13 protein-coding genes and 1 pseudogene are annotated in these 17,683 nt (G+C 53.2%); 10 read left to right on the forward strand and 4 right to left on the reverse strand.

Features of this window, described 5'->3' with window-relative positions:
* Positions 1–511: 511 nt before the first annotated feature.
* On the forward strand, positions 512–3,721 hold the full coding sequence (gene rne / locus DDA898_RS13505) for a ribonuclease E (protein ID WP_038911461.1): 3,210 nt from the start codon (positions 512–514) through the stop codon (positions 3,719–3,721).
* Positions 3,722–3,795: 74 nt separating this feature from the next.
* Here the strand turns inward: rne and DDA898_RS13510 are convergent, their stop codons facing one another.
* Entirely contained in the window at positions 3,796–4,083 is a 288-nt protein-coding gene (locus DDA898_RS13510) for a putative quinol monooxygenase (RefSeq protein ID WP_033111932.1), read from the reverse strand.
* A gap of 180 nt (positions 4,084–4,263) precedes the next feature.
* Between DDA898_RS13510 and pyrC the strand changes: the two genes are divergently transcribed.
* The 5 genes from pyrC to DDA898_RS13535 all read left to right on the forward strand — a co-directional run bounded on the left by pyrC (position 4,264) and on the right by DDA898_RS13535 (position 7,749).
* Positions 4,264–5,307, forward strand: a complete 1,044-nt coding sequence (gene pyrC, locus DDA898_RS13515; protein ID WP_038911462.1) for a dihydroorotase — start codon at positions 4,264–4,266, stop codon at positions 5,305–5,307.
* Positions 5,308–5,415: 108 nt separating this feature from the next.
* Complete coding sequence (dinI, locus tag DDA898_RS13520; RefSeq protein ID WP_038902710.1) at positions 5,416–5,658, forward strand: DNA damage-inducible protein I; 243 nt, start codon at positions 5,416–5,418, stop codon at positions 5,656–5,658.
* 295 nt (positions 5,659–5,953) lie between these two features.
* Positions 5,954–6,208 (forward strand): biofilm formation regulator BssS, encoded by a 255-nt coding sequence (gene bssS, locus DDA898_RS13525; RefSeq protein ID WP_013318447.1) that lies wholly within the window; start codon positions 5,954–5,956, stop codon positions 6,206–6,208.
* Positions 6,209–6,587: 379 nt separating this feature from the next.
* Positions 6,588–7,142, forward strand: coding sequence for a cytochrome b (locus DDA898_RS13530; protein ID WP_038901525.1), 555 nt, complete (start codon positions 6,588–6,590; stop codon positions 7,140–7,142).
* Between the two features lie 28 nt (positions 7,143–7,170).
* Positions 7,171–7,749, forward strand: a complete 579-nt coding sequence (locus DDA898_RS13535; protein ID WP_013318449.1) for a YceI family protein — start codon at positions 7,171–7,173, stop codon at positions 7,747–7,749.
* Between the two features lie 47 nt (positions 7,750–7,796).
* On the opposite strand, the gene trhO is transcribed toward DDA898_RS13535, so the two are convergent.
* Positions 7,797–8,855 (reverse strand): oxygen-dependent tRNA uridine(34) hydroxylase TrhO, encoded by a 1,059-nt coding sequence (trhO, locus tag DDA898_RS13540; RefSeq protein WP_013318450.1) that lies wholly within the window; start codon positions 8,853–8,855, stop codon positions 7,797–7,799.
* A 209-nt stretch (positions 8,856–9,064) separates the two neighbouring features.
* On the opposite strand from trhO, the pseudogene DDA898_RS13545 reads away from it, so the two are divergent.
* From DDA898_RS13545 to mdtG, 3 genes and pseudogenes are all read left to right on the forward strand, one after another.
* Positions 9,065–10,163: pseudogene (locus DDA898_RS13545) on the forward strand (NADH:flavin oxidoreductase/NADH oxidase).
* 222 nt (positions 10,164–10,385) lie between these two features.
* On the forward strand, positions 10,386–11,306 hold the full coding sequence (locus DDA898_RS13550) for a Kdo(2)-lipid IV(A) acyltransferase (protein ID WP_038911463.1): 921 nt from the start codon (positions 10,386–10,388) through the stop codon (positions 11,304–11,306).
* 30 nt (positions 11,307–11,336) lie between these two features.
* Positions 11,337–12,563 carry a multidrug efflux MFS transporter MdtG gene (gene mdtG, locus DDA898_RS13555; RefSeq protein ID WP_013318453.1) on the forward strand — a complete coding sequence of 409 codons (1,227 nt, stop codon included), beginning with the start codon at positions 11,337–11,339 and terminating at the stop codon, positions 12,561–12,563.
* A gap of 102 nt (positions 12,564–12,665) precedes the next feature.
* On the opposite strand, the gene mdoH is transcribed toward mdtG, so the two are convergent.
* Positions 12,666–15,218, reverse strand: a complete 2,553-nt coding sequence (gene mdoH, locus DDA898_RS13560; protein ID WP_038901528.1) for a glucans biosynthesis glucosyltransferase MdoH — start codon at positions 15,216–15,218, stop codon at positions 12,666–12,668.
* Complete coding sequence (locus tag DDA898_RS13565; RefSeq protein WP_107768320.1) at positions 15,211–16,713, reverse strand: glucan biosynthesis protein G; 1,503 nt, start codon at positions 16,711–16,713, stop codon at positions 15,211–15,213. Before DDA898_RS13565 ends, mdoH begins: the two co-directional genes overlap by 8 nt.
* 469 nt (positions 16,714–17,182) lie before the next feature.
* On the opposite strand from DDA898_RS13565, the gene DDA898_RS23910 reads away from it, so the two are divergent.
* Positions 17,183–17,614 (forward strand): DUF2946 domain-containing protein, encoded by a 432-nt coding sequence (locus DDA898_RS23910; RefSeq protein ID WP_071604540.1) that lies wholly within the window; start codon positions 17,183–17,185, stop codon positions 17,612–17,614.
* The last annotated feature ends 69 nt before the right edge of the window (positions 17,615–17,683 follow it).

Here is a 17,683-nt window from a genome sequence, read left to right on the forward strand (position 1 = left end):
GCTTATGAAGATATTGTTACTGTCCGCATCCAGAGTGATTTCAGCATCGACTGACATCAGTTTGGTTAAAAACAGCACAATAAACTTTATATTGACAGGCAAAGTCACCTTGCTATCGACGTGTCAGCAATGGAATAATGCTTTGGCTTTCCGTGCTGATTTCCGGTAAAACAAGGGAAATTGCGGAATTATTATCTTTGCCGGATTACTCATAAACGCAGCAATGGCGTAAGACGTATTGAATAATCAGGCAGTTAGCGAGCTGTGGTTTGCAGCTTGGCCGGCATATGGAATCAGATCTGGCAACCTACTTTCAGAAGCTGTTCCCGCAGTAAATGCGCTGTATTCCATCAGGAAATACAGGCTACCGAAACATGCGCCTCTATGCAGGCGACAACCGTGAGGTTGACGCCCCTGCGATAAGACACGAGGCCATCGGTCCCCTCCGGTCATGCCTCCGTTCATCCGCAGCTCTATCAATAATGCAAGTAAAAATAACGAGTTAAGTACGATGAAAAGAATGTTGATTAACGCAACTCAGCAGGAAGAGTTGCGTGTTGCCTTGGTTGATGGTCAGCGGCTTTACGATCTGGACATTGAAAGCCCCGGTCATGAACAGAAAAAGGCAAACATTTACAAAGGCAAAATCACCCGCATCGAACCCAGCCTTGAAGCCGCTTTTGTTGACTATGGCGCAGAGCGACATGGCTTCCTCCCTCTCAAAGAAATCGCCCGCGAATACTTCCCCAGCAACTACAACGCGCATGGCCGTCCGAACATCAAAGATGTGCTTCGCGAAGGCCAGGAAGTCATCGTTCAGGTGGATAAAGAGGAGCGCGGTAACAAAGGCGCCGCGCTGACCACATTCATCAGTCTGGCAGGCAGCTATCTGGTGCTGATGCCGAACAACCCGCGAGCCGGCGGTATTTCCCGCCGCATCGAGGGGGATGACCGTACCGAATTAAAAGAAGCGCTGGGCTCGCTGGAACTGCCGGACGGTATGGGATTGATCGTCCGTACCGCCGGTGTGGGCAAATCCGCCGACGCGCTGCAGTGGGATCTGGCGTTCCGCCTGAAACACTGGGAAGCGATCAAGAAAGCGGCGGAAGGCCGTGCGGCGCCGTTCCTAATCCATCAGGAAAGCAACGTTATCGTCCGCGCGTTCCGCGATTATTTACGTCCGGACATCGGCGAAATCCTGATCGATAACCCGAAAATTCTGGAACTGGCCAAAGAGCATATCGCTGCACTGGGTCGCCCGGACTTCAGCAGCAAAATCAAGCTGTATACCGGCGAGATCCCGCTGTTCAGCCATTATCAGATCGAATCGCAGATCGAATCCGCGTTCCAACGCGAAGTGCGTCTGCCTTCCGGCGGTTCGATTGTTATCGACACCACCGAAGCGCTGACCGCCATTGATATCAACTCCGCCCGTGCGACCCGCGGCGGCGACATTGAAGAAACAGCCTTTAACACCAACCTGGAAGCGGCGGATGAAATCGCCCGCCAGCTGCGCTTGCGCGACCTGGGTGGTTTGATCGTCATCGACTTCATCGACATGACCCCGGTCCGTCATCAGCGTGAGGTGGAAAACCGCCTGCGCGACGCGGTGCGTCAGGACCGCGCCCGCATCCAGATCGGTCGTATTTCCCGCTTTGGTCTGCTGGAAATGTCCCGCCAACGTCTGAGTCCGTCACTGGGCGAATCCAGTCACCATGTCTGCCCGCGCTGTAGCGGCACAGGCACCATCCGTGACAATGAATCGCTGTCGTTATCAATCCTGCGTCTGATTGAAGAAGAGGCGCTGAAAGAGAACACCAAAGAAGTCCACGCTATCGTACCCGTGCCCATCGCGTCTTATCTGCTCAACGAGAAACGTGAAGCGGTCAACGCGATTGAGAAACGTCAGGGGGGCGTGCGCGCCATTATCGTACCGCATGACGGTATGGAAACCCCGCACTACTCCGTACTGCGTGTCCGTAAAGGCGAGGAAAAGCAAACTCTGAGCTACATGCTGCCTCAGTTGCTGGATGTCGAATCGCAGACTTCACCGGATGAGCAAGTGCCCGAACGCCGGGTACCGGAACAGCCGGCGCTGGCGTCCTTCACCATGTCGGACATTCCGCCCGCGGAAACCAAGCCAGCCCCTGTGGTTGCTGCACCGAAAGAGGAAAAACAACCGGCCTCTTCCGAGCGCGGTCTGTTTGGTCGCCTTGTCGGTGCACTGAAAGGCATCTTTGCCGCGCCAGTCGACGCCGGAGCCAAATCGGCTGAAACTGTCGACGTGGCATCCGACGAGCAGGAACAAAAGCAGGAACGCCGCAACAACCGCCGTCAATCCGGCCGTCGTGAACGTACTCGCGACAATCGTGAGCCGCGCGAGCGTGACGAACAGCGTCGTAACAAGCGCACGCAACCGCAGAACGCCGACATCGAAACCGCACCGGTAGCGGAAGTCTCCGTGCAAGACAAAGCCGCGCGTGATGAACAACGTCGTGAGCAGCGTGCCGAGCGCCAACGCCGTCGTCAGGAAGAAAAACGTCAGGCGCAGACCGAAGTCAAAGAGTTGAACACGGTAGCCGTCGACACGGAAGACACTGGCGCCGAGCAGGAAAAACCGGCACAGGTGATGCAGCGCCGCCAGCGTCGTCAACTGACCCAGAAAGTGCGGGTTCAGGACAGCGATGCCACAGTAGAGAATGCTGAAGCGCAGCTTCCCGCCGCACCGTACGTTCAGGAATCGTCCGTGGTGGAAGCACCCGAACCCGCAGCATTGGTTGCTGAGGGCGACGCCGCCGATACGGACAATGACGCAGTTGAAAGCAACCGCGAAAATGGCCTGCCGCGTCGTTCTCGCCGCTCGCCGCGCCATCTGCGAGTCAGCGGTCAGCGTCGTCGCCGTTACCGCGATGAACGCTACCCGACGCAGTCGCCGATGCCGCTGGCACAGGCTTCAGCCTCACCGGAAATGGCCTCAGGCAAAGTCTGGATTCGTTATCCGGTTGCCCAGCCGCAACAACCAGAACTGGTGGAAGAACAGGCATCCGAATCCATCGATGCCCCGCTTTCCATCGCACCGGAACTGGCGGCAGTAGCGGTTGCAACGCTCCCTGAAGCAGTAGAAGCAGTAGATGTTCTGGATACGACTCCGGCAAGCATCCCGGCGGTGGAGACACCAGCGGCGGAATCCATTCCGACGCAGCAAGAAGTCACGCTGACTGAAGCGACTCAGGAGCTTAACGCCAGCAACGTGCAGGATCGGGAAGAGATTCCTCAGCCTCAGGAGACACAGCAGCCGGCACCTAAGCTTGAGGAAATCGCCGCTCTTGTCGAAGAGTCCGTCGAAGAAGCGCCCGCCGCGGTTGTTGTTACAGAGATTGTTGCTGCCGATAGCAACGCGACGACCAGCAGCGAACTCGCCGAAACACAGGCAACTGAGCAACCGCAGGTTACTCACGAGCCAGTGCAGGCCGAGAATACGCCAGCCACTCAGGAACCGATCGCCGCGCCAGCGCCAGCCGATACTTCGACTGCGGTGCCGCCCCGTCAGCACTATGCCGCCGCGCCGATGACTCGCGCGCCAGCGCCGGCATATGTTCCTGACGCTCCGCGCGTCAGCGACTGGCAACGCCCGGCATTCGCGTTCACTGGTAAAGGTTCTGCCGGTGGTCATTCTGCCGAGAATCAGTCCAGCGCGCCAGCGACACGACCGGTGGAATAATAATATAAAAAAAGCACCTCGCTTCAGCGGGTGCTTTTCCACCTAAATGCCCGTCAATGACGGGCATTATTTTTTCAGGCAATCGTCTGCAGCAACTTGATATCCATGCCATCGATCTTGCCTTCCAACTGAGCGACAAGCGCGCGAAAATGCGCCGTCTGCTCGTGCTCGTTGATAGCCTCCTGGCTTTTCCAGCGCTCAAAGAACACGAACGAACCGGTTTTATTCAGTTCTTCATGCAACTCATACTGTAGATTGCCGGCTTCCTGACGGCTCGGCGCAACAACCTGGCGGACAGCAGCCGCGACATCGTTAATGAATTCCGGCTTAGCCTGAACGCTGGCGACGATACGAATTTCCATCATAATACTCCATGAATATAACAACCGATTGAATATCCAACTATAAAACGCCAACCGCAGGCTAATTTCAACCTTTTCGCTACAAACGGATGCAATCGCTACACTTTCCGCTTATGCTTATTCCCCGCCATATCACTCCCTGTTTCAGGGACGTTATTTACCGACCGCCGGAGTTTTTTCATGACCCCCTTGCCGAATGTTCTGAAGATTCGTCGTCCTGACGACTGGCACCTTCACCTGCGTGACGATCAGATGCTCAAGGCTGTATTACCCTATACCAGCCGACTGTTCGCCAGAGCGATCGTGATGCCGAATCTGACGCCGCCTATTACCACCGTGGCCCAGGCTGAAGCATATCGGCAGCGGATTTTGTCCGCCGTTCCAGCCGGCGAGACCTTCCAGCCGCTGATGACCTGTTACCTGACGGAGTCACTGGACAAAAACGAAATCATCTCGGGCTATCAGCAAGGCGTATTTACCGCCGCCAAGCTTTATCCGGCGCACGCCACCACCAACTCCAGCCACGGCGTATCGGATATCAAAACTATCTACCCGGTGTTGGAAGCGATGCAAAAACTGGGCATGCCGTTACTGGTTCATGGCGAAGTCACCGATCCAGAGGTCGACATTTTCGATCGCGAGGCCCGTTTCATCGAACGCATCATGCAGCCACTGCGTCGGCAGTTCCCGGAATTGAAAGTGGTGTTTGAGCACATTACCACTCGCGAAGCCGCTCAGTATGTGCAGTCTGCCGATCGTTTTGTCGCGGCCACCATCACTCCGCAGCACCTGATGTTCAATCGCAATCACATGCTGGTGGGCGGCATCCGTCCGCATCTGTACTGCCTGCCGATCCTCAAGCGCAATACGCACCAACAGGCTTTGCGCGAAGCGGTCGCCAGCGGTAGCGAGAAATTCTTCCTCGGCACCGACTCCGCCCCTCATGCCAAACACCGTAAAGAATCATCTTGCGGCTGTGCCGGCGTCTTCAACGCACAGGCCTCATTGAGCGCTTACGCCACCGTATTTGAGGAATTGAACGCTCTGGATAAACTGGAAGCGTTCTGCTCTCTGAATGGCCCGCGTTTTTACGGGTTGCCGGTTAACGAAGGCACGCTTGAATTACACCGTCAACCGGTACAGTTTCCGGAAGAAATTGTCGCTAACGAAGAGACCATCATTCCGTTTCTTGCCGGCCAAAGCCTGAACTGGTCTGTCGCCTGATCCCCCCACTCCCTGCCAGCCAGGGAGTCACTTAGTACACATTTTTTTATGTATATTGTTGCCTTCCCTGAGATACTGTATAAAAATACAGTTAAAAAGGAGGCAATCATGCGTATTGAACTGACCATAGCAAAAACTACCCTTCTGCCTGCTGGCGCACTTGAAGCGCTGACCGACGAACTGAGTCACCGGGTGCATGGCATTTATCCGGATACCCCGGTCCACATCCGCTACGCTGCTGCCAATAATCTAAGCGTCTTTGGCGGCAACAAAGACGATAAAGAGAGAATATCGGAAATCCTACAGGAGACATGGGAAAGCGCTGACGACTGGTTTATTCAAAACGAGTAGTACTTTTTCCATCTGCACAGATTACCTCATGGCCAGTCCTCTTACGTCTGGCCTCTTAATTTTTTTCGCGAATGTGGCGCTAAATCGTACGTTTACATTAACGAGCTGTACTATTTTGTTCAGAAATCATCGTGCATTTCACCAGATAATTAGCTGAAACATCCACTTGAGTTTTTTTTACATTTAATTTCCATAAATGAATCTGACAGAGATATACTGATATTGCTCAGCTACAAGAGCCGTCTTAAACCTCGTTTAGTCACTCACGGTAGTAACTAGTCAATAAGGGGTATTTATGGACAGAAAAAATGAGATTATTCAAACGCACCCGCTAGTCGGCTGGGATATCAGTACCGTTGACAGTTATGACGCAATGATGATCCGCCTGCATTACCTTTCTACGGCGGACCAGGCGCCAGATGAAGCGCAGGTTGACCGGACATTATGGTTAACCACGGACGTGGCAAAACAGCTTATCTCTATCCTGGAGGCTGGGATTGCCAAAATCGAATCGAATGAATATCAACCTGCTGACTATCTTAAGCATTAATATTTTTTATATTTATCACTATTCACCATTGTCATTATCTCCCCCGACACCGCTCCCCGGAGCGGTGTCTTAGCGTTTATATCTTCATTACAACAAATTCAGTGACTAATTTATTTATTAAAAGAAATTCTCCAAAAAATGAAATCAAAAAAATAAATAACTCAATTTAATAAGCCAAAATTTACCTTCCTGAATTTAAATAAATAAAGAAATATTTTAATAACCTTACACAGTTACTCTGAACAATAACGCCGTTATAATTTCAAATTTATTGAAATATAAAAATATCGTATCAGATATTCTATTTTTATATTGATTTTATGTTTCCAGGTGTTTACTTTCCCGAAACAAAGGTCAACCGATGATAAGGATTTCAATAATGCTTTGGCGTAATACGTCAACCCGCTATGGACACATTAGCGTACTGCTGCACTGGATTACCGCTGCCACAGTATATGGCATGTTTGCATTAGGGCTATGGATGGTCGCACTGGGATATTATGATCCCTGGTATCACAACGCCCCTGAAATACATAAAGGCATAGGCATATTGCTGTTTCTGGCGCTACTATTCCGGGTGATATGGCGCTGGGTTTCTCCCCCGCCGCGTCCACTATCCAGCTATTCCACACTGACACATATTGGCGCCACGTTAGCGCATATATTCTTGTATCTGCTGTTATTCAGCATCCTGATTAGTGGTTACCTGATTTCCACCGCCGAAGGTCAGCCAATTTCCGTCTTTGGCTGGTTCTCGGTGCCCGCTACGCTGAGCGGTATTCAGGATCAGGCGGATACCGCCGGCACTATCCATTTGTATCTTGCGTGGGCGGTCGTCATTTTGTCCGTCTTGCATGCGCTGGCGGCATTTAAACACCACTTCATCGACCGTGACGCGACATTAAAACGCATGTTGGGTCGACAGGCGGATTAATTCATTCTGGGTTTAAGGAGAAATACCAATGTTTAAGAAGGCAATTCTGGGCGTGACTATGGCTTCCCTGTTCAGCTTCGCAGGAGCCGCTACCGCTGCCGACTATAAAATTGACAAGGAAGGACAGCATGCGTTTGTTCAGTTCCGTATCAAGCATCTGGGATACAGCTGGTTATACGGTACGTTCAAGGATTTCGACGGCGCATTTACCTTTGATGAAAATAATCCGTCCTCAGACAAAGTCAGCGTAACCATCAATACCAACAGTGTTGATACCAACCACGCCGAACGTGATAAACATATTCGCAGCGCCGAATTCCTGAATGTTGCCAAACACCCTCAGGCGACATTCGCATCCACCGAAGTGAAAAAAGACGGCGATGAACTGAAAATTACCGGCAACCTGACATTAAACGGCGTAACTAAACCGCTGACGCTGGAAGCCAAAGCGCTGGGCCAAGGTAATGACCCGTGGGGAAATTATCGTGCCGGTTTCGAAGCCGAAGGGAAACTGAAGCTGAAAGATTTTAATATCACTACCGATCTTGGCCCGGCTTCTCAGGAAGTGGAGCTGATCATTTCGGTCGAAGGTATTCGTCAGAAATAATATTTTGCGCAGAGTCTTTATAGGCTCTGCGCTTTTCGCCATCAGCGTTATTTTTTCTCTTCCGGTGCGGGAATACCCAAAGTGGCATTCAGCAATCCTTTAGATTTATTGAAGATCTTCATACTGATTTCACGATTTTTCCGGCGCTGACGCTGCTCTTCAAGCGGTAACCGGATTTCATCCTGACACACGGCGCTACAACATCCCTCATATTTTTCTGCACACGTCGGGCATTGAATAAACAGTAAGTGGCATCCCTGATTCTTGCAGTTGACATGGGTATCGCACGGCTCACCGCATTGATGGCAGTGGGCAATCACATCCCCGGATACTCGTTCCCCCATCCGTTCGTCAAATACAAAATTTTTGCCGATAAACCGGAGGGGTAATCCGTTGGCTTTAGCCTGCCGCACGTATTCAATAATGCCGCCTTCAACGTGATAGACATTCCTGAAACCATGATGGAGCATGTAGGCGCTGGCTTTTTCACAGCGAATCCCGCCGGTGCAATACATCACGATATTCTTGTCACGTGCGCCCGCCAGCATATCGACCGCCATCGGCAACTGCTCACGGAAGGTATCGGAGGGCACTTCAATCGCGTTTTCAAAATGGCCGACTTCATACTCGTAATGATTGCGCATATCCACGAACAACGTATCAGGATCGTCCGCCATCCGGTTGACGTCTTCCGCTTTGAGGTACTGGCCGACCCGGGTCGGATCGAAACTGGCATCATCAATGCCATCTGCGACAATGCGATCCCGCACCTTCATGCGCAATACCCAAAATGACTTACCGTCATCCTCCAGCGCGATATTCAGCCGAATCCCGTTCAGCGCCGGATGCGAGCCGAACAGAGCACGACGAAAGTCCTCAAAATGGCTGGCCGGAACGCTGACCTGCGCGTTAATCCCTTCTCTGGCAATATAAACGCGACCGAATACCTTTACATGGCTAAAGGCGATATAGAGCGCATCGCGGAAAGCCTGCGGGTCGTCCAACTGGAAATATTTGTAAAAAGAAACTGTGGTGCGCGGTTCGGTTTCAGCGAGCATGCGCGCTCTCAGTTCCTCATTGGAAACACGGTTATGTAACACTGGCATGGTGTACGATCCTGTTTTTATTGAGGTGAATAGCGTTAAGATGATATGAAGGCGATGTTGCGCAAACAATAAATTGCCGCCGCATCATACACGAGGGATAGCATACTGTCAGTGAATGACGTGCATATCGGAATGTGAAATCGTTATTTCAGGCGCAGCGACATCTCTGGCAATGTTTCCCGGGCATATCTCAGACGGAGGTTATCTTCATGAGCAAACTGTTCAGCCCATTGGCATTGGGAAACCTGACGCTGCCAAACCGTATCATCATCGCACCGATGTGCCAGTACTCAGCTGAAAATGGCAAAGCGACCGAATGGCATATGATGCATCTGGGTACGCTGTCGCATTCCGGCGCCGGATTACTGATTCTGGAAGCCACCGCCGTCTTGCCGGAGGGGCGCATTTCACCGCAGGACCTCGGTCTGTGGGACGACGATACCGAACGCGCACTGGCGCCGGTTGTGCGGGGCATCCGTAAACACTCCGCCATCCCACTGGGCATTCAGCTCGGCCACGCCGGCCGCAAAGCCTCAACCGGCGCGCCCTGGGCTAATCGAACATTCCTGCCTCCAGAACAAGGCGGCTGGCAGACGGTGGCGCCTTCCGCGTTGCCTTACCACCCGGATGACACCCCGCCTGTCGCCATGAGCCACGATCAAATCAAGAACCTGATTGACGCCTTCGCCGCCTCGGCCAGACGGGCAGATCGGCTGGGATTCGATTTGATCGAGATCCATGCCGCTCACGGTTACCTGTTGCACCAGTTTCTGTCGCCACTAACCAACCAGCGCGACGACGAATATGGGGGATCGCTGACAAATCGAATGCGCCTGCTACGCGAGATTTATATGGCAGTGCGTGAAGTGTTCCCGCCTCATAAAGCGGTAGGCGTTCGTATTTCCGCCACTGATGCCGTCGAGGGGGGCTGGGATCTGGCGCAATCCGTTGAGCTAGGCCACGTGCTGCGTCAGTTGGGGTGCGACTATATTCACGTCTCCAGCGGTGGTCTGTCGCCCTTACAGCAAATTCATCCCGCGCCCAATTATCAGGTGCCTTTCGCACAAAAAATTCGTCAGGAAACCGGGCTGGTAACCATCGCCGTCGGTTTGATCACCGAGCCCGAGCAGGCAGAAGCTATTCTGGCAACCGAAGAAGCGGATGCCATAGCCCTTGCCCGCGCGATATTGTTCAATCCGCGCTGGCCGTGGCACGCGGCGATCCGGCTGAAAGAAAAAGTTAATCGCGCCTCCCCAGTACTGGCGCTGCGAACCGCATTACGCCAAAGGGTTATTTACCCCGCTATAAATTAATGTCCCCGCCTCGCGCGGGGACAGCGCTACCCAATGTCACCAAACGTTAAAACCCATATCCCTCAAATGCTATTATGGATACCGTGTTGAATTTGCGGATAAAAGCAACAAGCGTATTCTCTCCTTAATAACGCCGCTTTCGGCTATTCTGTTGGAAAACGCTGATCATTACATTAAACCGTCGGCGCGTTGTTCGCCGTTTTCTGATACTGAGGTTATGACACAACTCCCCTCTTTCCATCGTTCACTATTACACCCTCGCTACTGGCCGACGTGGTCAGGCATTGTTCTTCTCTATCTGCTGGTATTACTGCCTTATCCTCTCATTTACCGCATCGGTGCCGGACTGGGAAGATTGTCCATGCGTTTTCTAAAACGCCGCGTCGCTATCGCCCATCGCAATCTGCAACTCTGTTTTCCGGATATGCCTGAAGAGCAACGCAAACAGCTGGTGAAGAAAAATTTTGAATCCGTCGGTATGGGGGTGATGGAAACCGGTATGGCATGGTTCTGGCCTGACTGGCGGGTAGAGCGCTGGTTTAAGGTAACTGGTATCGAAAATATACAGCCCTTGCGTGAACAAAAACGCGGCATACTGCTGATTGGCCTGCATTTTCTGACTCTGGAATTGGGCGCACGCATCTTCGGTCTGCAAAATGCCGGGATCGGCGTTTACCGCCCCAATGACAATAAACTGATCGACTGGCTGCAAACCTGGGGCAGAATGCGCTCCAACAAATCAATGCTGGATCGCAAGGATTTAAAAGGCATGATCCGCGCCCTGAAGCAGGGAGAAATCATCTGGTACGCCCCCGATCATGACTACGGCCCGCGCAGCAGCGTATTCGTCCCCTTGTTTGCCGTCGAAAAAACGGCGACCACCGTCGGCAGCTACATGCTGGCCCGCGCCGCCAAACCCGCTATCGTTCCGTTTGTTCCCCGCCGCCTGCCGGATGCCAGGGGATATGAATTGATTATTCAGCCTGCGCAATTGGATGTCCCGCTGGAAAGTGAGGAGGTGACCGCCGCCTGGATGAACAAGCTGGTTGAAGAAAATATCCTGCTGGCGCCAGACCAATATATGTGGCTGCACCGACGCTTCAAAACACGCCCTGCCGGGGAACCTTCGCTGTACTAAGCCCTGGGATATCCCAGTCAGGAAAATACGATGGATAACACCGCCCCGATTGACTGGAAACGTAACCTCTACATCGCCTGGTTGGGATGTTTCTTTACCGGGGCCGCCTTCAGCCTAGTCATGCCTTTTCTTTCATTGTATGTCGAGCAACTCGGCATACAGGGCCATGAAGCGTTGAATCTGTGGTCAGGCGTGGTTTTCAGCATTACTTTCCTGTTTTCAGCTATCGCTTCGCCGTTCTGGGGACGTCTTGCCGATCGTAAAGGACGCAAGCTGATGCTGCTGCGCTCAGCGTTAGGAATGGCGATAGTGATGGCGCTGATGGGCGTAGTACAAAATATCTGGCAGTTCCTGCTGCTCAGGGCAGCGTTGGGTATCCTGGGAGGTTTCGTGCCTAACGCCAATGCCTTGATTGCCACCCAGGTGCCCCGCAATCGCAGCGGCTGGGCGCTGGGAACGCTGTCCACCGGCGCAGTGGGCGGCGCCTTGCTCGGCCCGCTATTGGGCGGCTATCTGGCGGATACATTTGGCCTGCGACCGGTTTTTTTCATCACTGCCGTGGTCTTGTTCATCTGTTTTCTGATTACGCTCTTTCTTATTCGGGAACGCATTGAACCCATTAGGAAAAAGGACATGCTCAGCGGGCACCAGGTGATGGTCTCACTGAAAAACCCGCACCTGGTGGTGAGCCTGTTTGTGACAACCATGATTATTCAGATAGCCACAGGTTCCATCGCGCCGATTCTGACATTGTATGTACGTGAGCTGGCGGGGCAAACCGATAATCTGGCCTTTATCAGCGGCGTTATTGCCGCCATTCCGGGCGTATCGGCACTACTGAGCGCCCCACGGTTGGGAAAACTCGGCGACAAGATTGGCCCGGAGCGCATCCTGATCGCTATGTTGATACTCTCGGTGCTACTGCTGATTCCCATGGCGTTCGTGCAATCACCCTGGCAACTGGCGCTGCTGCGTTTCCTGCTGGGGGCCGCCGACGGCGCGCTATTACCCGCGGTACAAACGTTGCTGCTCTACCATTCTTCTCATCAGGTCGCCGGCCGGATATTCAGCTATAACCAATCATTCCGTGATGTCGGCAATGTAACGGGGCCGTTGCTGGGCGCAAGTGTTTCAGCCAGCTTCGGGTTCAGAACCGTATTTCTGGTTACCGCTGCCGTCGTGATGATCAATGTGTTCTACTCATGGTTCTCTCTGCGCCGTAAACCCAATCGCATACCGGTGTCTGAACCAGAATAAAGCGCGTCCCCGGTGCAGGATAAAAGTAATCCTGGCAATGCCGTATTCAGCCCATAAAAAAAGCAACGGACTGGCCGTTGCTTTTTCGTCGTTCACCCTGACTCACTGAGCGCTTTTAATCACCGGAGCGGCAAGGGTCTGGTAATGGCTTCGCCAGTCGCTATGAGTATCCGGCTGGCTCCACACCCGATGGTGCAGGCGAGCCAAGGTTACCGGGTCGCTCATCAACGCCAGACGCAGGTTGCCATCAACATCCTGAGGTTTGCGACTCAGCGCATCATTGACACGTTGTTCACGCATATCCTCAATCGGCCTGCTGAAACGGTGACGCGCCGTCGCCATTGCGCTGGTCAGCGCATTGATTGACGGATCAAAGATCGCGTGCATGAAGCCATGATCCAGCTTGCGCTCACGATTGCGCCGGAAATACTCATCGGTCGCAACCAGCTCACGCGGCGGATCGGACTCTTCCGGGATCAACAGCAGCTTGGCGCGTTTACAGGCCAGCCCCAAACCCGCACGGCTGGACAGCACTGATACCAACGGCGACAGGATCAACGAGAAGACGATAGGCGCCAGCCACCACAGGAAGCGTAAATCCAGCCATGCCATGCCGCCGGCCCAAACCAGCCCCAACAGCAGCTGAGAACCATGGCGGGCAAACGCTTCGCTCCAGGGAGTAGCATCATCATCACGCTGCGGCGATTTCCACTGCACCGACCATCCCAGAAACGCGCTGACCACAAACACGGTGTGGAACAGCATGCGTACCGGCGCCAGCAGCACGGAAAACAGCATTTCAACCAACAGAGAGATAAACAGCTTGGCCACTCCGCCGTATGATTTAGCGCCTTTAGCACACACCAGAATAACGCTCAGCAATTTCGGCAGGAACAGCAGAACCAATGTTGTCGAGAACAAAGCTATCGCCAGTTCCGGCCGCCACTGTGGCCATACCGGAAACAGCTGACGAGGCTGCAGGAAGTACTGCGGCTCCATCAACGTGTGCACCACCTGCAATGCCGTAGAAAGCGCCAGGAACATGAACCACAGCGGCGCTGACAAGTAAGACATTACCCCGGTCAGAAACACCGCACGGTGCACCGGATGCATGCCTTTAACCAGGAACAGTCTGAAGTTCATCAGGTTACCGTGACACCAGCGGCGGTCGCGTTTCAATTCATCCAGCAGGTTAGGCGGCAATTCTTCATAGCTGCCCGGTAGATCGTAGGCAATCCACACCCCCCACCCGGCGCGACGCATCAGCGCGGCTTCAACGAAGTCGTGCGACAGGATGGAGCCGGCAAAAGACCCTTCACCCGGCAGCGGCGCCAGCGCACAATGCTCAATGAACGGCTTAACACGGATGATGGCGTTATGACCCCAGTAATGGGATTCACCCAATTGCCAGAAGTGCAAACCAGCGGTGAAAAGCGGGCCATAAACACGGGTAGCAAACTGCTGGCAGCGGGCGTACAGCGTATCCATACCCGATGCACGCGGCGCAGACTGGATAATCCCGGCTCTCGGATTGGCGTCCATCAGCCGCACCAGTGACGTCAGGCACTCGCCGCTCATGACACTATCGGCATCCAGCACGACCATATAGCTGTACTGATTGCCCCAGCGACGGCAGAAATCGTCGATGTTGCCGCTCTTGCGCTTCACGCGGCGGCGACGGCGGCGATAGAAGATACGCCCCGCACCGCCGACTTCACGACACAAATCCATCCACGCTTTCTGTTCAGCGACGCAGATATCCGGATCGTTACTGTCGCTGAGCACATAAATATCAAAGTGATCCAGCTCGCCGGTAGCCTCAACCGACTCGTAAGTCGCCCGCAAGCCCGCAAAGACACGTTCCACATCTTCGTTGCAGATCGGCATGATCAACGCCGTGCGGTGTTCCGGATTCAGCGGTTCATTGCCGGTCGTTGTCGACGAAATACTGTATTTGTCTTTTCCGATCAGCAGTTGCAGGAACCCCATTAGTGCGGTCCAGAAACCAGCCGATACCCAGCAAAACAGGATAGCGAACAGAATCAAAATCCCACTCTGCAGCACATAAGGCAGCAGTTGCATGATCGTACGCCATACGTCCTGATGCACCATCGCAAAAGGATCGATCAGCGCCCATCCCTGATAAGGAAGAATGGTCTTCATATACCAGGTGGCGATGGCGGTCTGAAACAGCGTCAGCAGCAGAAGAACATAGCGACGCAACGTCCCTACTCTGCGCCAGCGATTCTCCGCTTCGTTCTCTTCCGCCGTCTTATCATGATGGCGGAGTGGCTTGGAGCGCCCGTTGATCATATCCCACCAGCGCACCATCGGGTTCGTCTGCCAGGCATCGGGGAACATGGAGGCGCGGGTGATACGCGGCATCGCCTGCAGCGCAGTTCGCCCTTCACGGTCTTTACCCAGTTGCTTGCCGCCGTTTAGCCCGTCTTCCCATGCCAGCTCCAGACGACGCGGTACGGAAACCAGCGGAATATCATCCGGCGATTGCATGGTGACGACAGAACCATCAGACAAAGCCTGATGCAAGGAAGATAGATCCTGAGACGAGGACAAGTTCTCACGCAGGGCCTCTGCCTGCTCGGCAGGCAGAGGCAATTTCTCGATATACTCGAGAGTAGAAGTTGATTTATTCATTAGCAGGCAGCTGATAGCTCCAGGTTTCAGTCAATGTGGTTTCGCCATTGACCAATGCCGCTCGCATTTCCGTCGGCTGCTTGTTGTCCTTCACTTTCATACGCAGTGTCAGGCGCCAGCCATGGGTTACCGGATTATAGCGAACACTGTTTTCCACAATTTCGCCGTTGTCACCGATACTGGCTTGTGACGCGATCGGCGTATTCGGATCCAAATCCTTCAATTTGCCGCCGACGAAATCGACCAGGAATGCAGTGGTGCCGTCCGGCTGACGAATCAGATTTGACTGTTTCACATCGCCGGTTGAACGCATGGTCTGCATCACATAAGCCTGTTCCGGCGAATGCAGCGCTTCTTCGTCCTTGGTGAAATGCAAGCGGTACTTAACTTCCAGCGGCTTGCCTTTCTCAGGCAGGTTTTCCGGCGTCCAGAAAGCCACAATGTTATCGTTGGTTTCATCCGCGGTCGGAATTTCTACCAGTTCCACCTTGCCTTTACCCCAGTCGCCCTTGGTTTCAATCCAGCCGCTGGGACGCAGATCGTAACGATCATCCAAATCTTCATAACCGGAGAAATCGCGACCACGCTGCAGCAGCCCGAAGCCTTTCGGATTCTCAATCGTATAGGTACTCACCGCCAGGTGCTTCGGATTATTCAGCGGACGCCAGATCCACTCGCCGTTGCCGGCATGGATGGACAAGCCGTTGGAATCATGCAGCGCCGGACGATAGTTTAACGTCGGAGACGGCTGGTTCGGCCCAAACAGGAACATGCTGGTCAGCGGCGCCACGCCCAGTTTGCCCACTTTGTCGCGCAGATAAACCTTAGCTTCCACATCCATCATGCTGTCGCTGCCCGGATAGAGCACAAAGCGGTAGGCACCGACGGAGCGTGGAGAATCCAGCAACGCGTAAATGACCAGATGCTTGTCTTCCGGCTTCGGATGCTCTATCCAGAACTCGCGGAAACGCGGGAACTCTTCGCCAGACGGCAACGCCGTGTCGATAGCCAGGCCGCGGGCCGACAGACCATAAACTTGTCCTTTACCTACCACGCGGAAATAGCTCGCGCCCAGCATGCTGAGAATTTCGTCGTGCTTATCCGCTTTGTTGATCGGGTAAAGCACCTTGAAGCCCGCGAAGCCCAGATCTTTCACCGTTGCCGGATCATGGTTAACGGAGCCAAAATTAAAATAGTCGGTAGAATATTTGATTTCGTTGACTTCAGTGGCAGTCACTTCATTGATTTTGACCGGAATGTCAAAATACATACCCTGATGGTAGAACTGCAGTTTGAAAGGCGTCTGGTCCGAATTCCAGTAGGATTTGTCCTGGTTGAAGCGAATCTGCTGATAATCGACGAATTTCATGTCGCGAAATTGGGCCGGAAGATTACTCTTTGGCGCTTCATACCCCTTTTCAGCAAGCTTTTCCGCCTTTTGCGCAACATCGTCAATGGAAAAAGCCCAAGCGTGCAATGATGTCAGAGACAACATAACCGCAGCTGAAACCCAGCGAAGATTAGCAACCCGCTGCTTAACCCTAAATTTATTAACCAGCACATCTCCCCCTGTATGTGTGCCTAAATCAACTAAAACCCATATTAATGGATAAGTTAGCTTTCCGACAACTTGAGAAAAGAATGGTTCATCATAATAGGTCACCGTTTAAACAACATTGACGCGCTTAAATGACAAACCGCCTTTTCAGGATGAAAAACCATAACGGATATCACCTTAAAAATGCCTAGGAATAGTCCGTTTAGAAACGAGGTAAATTTTCCTCTCACATGACCACAGTAGCAAGAAACTTCTGGGTCTGACGGCCATTAACCGGTGTTTTATGGAAAGCAGCGCGCAACTTTTTCACCAGGGATGATCAAAAAAGAACATTTTCTTAACCCTTATTCCATGATCGGGTACAGTGTCGTCTATGTTGCCTTTTTCTCATCATCACATGTAACGCATGTCTCTGTTTGAACTGAGACAACGGCAAACCCCGGCCTGGCTGGGAATACTGGCCCTTGTCATGATCTTCCTGGCCCCACCCATATCGCAGTCATTGCGGGCCAGCCATCACGTTCAGATATCGTCGCCACCCCATCATCCGCCTTCCGCCAGCCTCCCAATGCCGGATCACCACAGCCACCACGTCATGGCCTCCTCTACGATGCCAAAAGGAGACATGGATGAGATGGGCATGGGCATGGGCATGGATCATGCTGCCTGCGGCTACTGCGTACTGCTTTCTTATCTGCCGCTGCTGACATTATCAGGTCTGCTTTACCCTGTCGCTACCGCCTGGTCGCCTCGTTGGCAAGCGCTTCGGCCCGTATTTTCCCTGTTCAATGATCCCCGCTTCCTTTCACCGCTCCCCCGCGCCCCTCCCCATGGATAATCCATCGTCATCAAAACTGTTTGTTCATTAAAGCCGTGTCTGACGCTACTTACGGTCACTCTGCCGATG

It is taken from the genome of Dickeya dadantii NCPPB 898 (genome assembly GCF_000406145.1).
GTDB lineage: Bacteria > Pseudomonadota > Gammaproteobacteria > Enterobacterales > Enterobacteriaceae > Dickeya > Dickeya dadantii.

Bases quoted from the DNA above. Each gene is read 5' to 3' on its own strand.
- rne (WP_038911461.1), top strand. From the start codon at position 512: ATGAAAAGAATGTTGATTAACGCAACTCAGCAGGAAGAGTTGCGTGTT.
- DDA898_RS13510 (WP_033111932.1), bottom strand. From the start codon at position 4,083: ATGGAAATTCGTATCGTCGCCAGCGTTCAGGCTAAGCCGGAATTCATT.
- pyrC (WP_038911462.1), top strand. From the start codon at position 4,264: ATGACCCCCTTGCCGAATGTTCTGAAGATTCGTCGTCCTGACGACTGG.
- dinI (WP_038902710.1), top strand. From the start codon at position 5,416: ATGCGTATTGAACTGACCATAGCAAAAACTACCCTTCTGCCTGCTGGC.
- bssS (WP_013318447.1), top strand. From the start codon at position 5,954: ATGGACAGAAAAAATGAGATTATTCAAACGCACCCGCTAGTCGGCTGG.
- DDA898_RS13530 (WP_038901525.1), top strand. From the start codon at position 6,588: ATGCTTTGGCGTAATACGTCAACCCGCTATGGACACATTAGCGTACTG.
- DDA898_RS13535 (WP_013318449.1), top strand. From the start codon at position 7,171: ATGTTTAAGAAGGCAATTCTGGGCGTGACTATGGCTTCCCTGTTCAGC.
- trhO (WP_013318450.1), bottom strand. From the start codon at position 8,855: ATGCCAGTGTTACATAACCGTGTTTCCAATGAGGAACTGAGAGCGCGC.
- DDA898_RS13550 (WP_038911463.1), top strand. From the start codon at position 10,386: ATGACACAACTCCCCTCTTTCCATCGTTCACTATTACACCCTCGCTAC.
- mdtG (WP_013318453.1), top strand. From the start codon at position 11,337: ATGGATAACACCGCCCCGATTGACTGGAAACGTAACCTCTACATCGCC.
- mdoH (WP_038901528.1), bottom strand. From the start codon at position 15,218: ATGAATAAATCAACTTCTACTCTCGAGTATATCGAGAAATTGCCTCTG.
- DDA898_RS13565 (WP_107768320.1), bottom strand. From the start codon at position 16,713: ATGTTGTCTCTGACATCATTGCACGCTTGGGCTTTTTCCATTGACGAT.
- DDA898_RS23910 (WP_071604540.1), top strand. From the start codon at position 17,183: ATGTCTCTGTTTGAACTGAGACAACGGCAAACCCCGGCCTGGCTGGGA.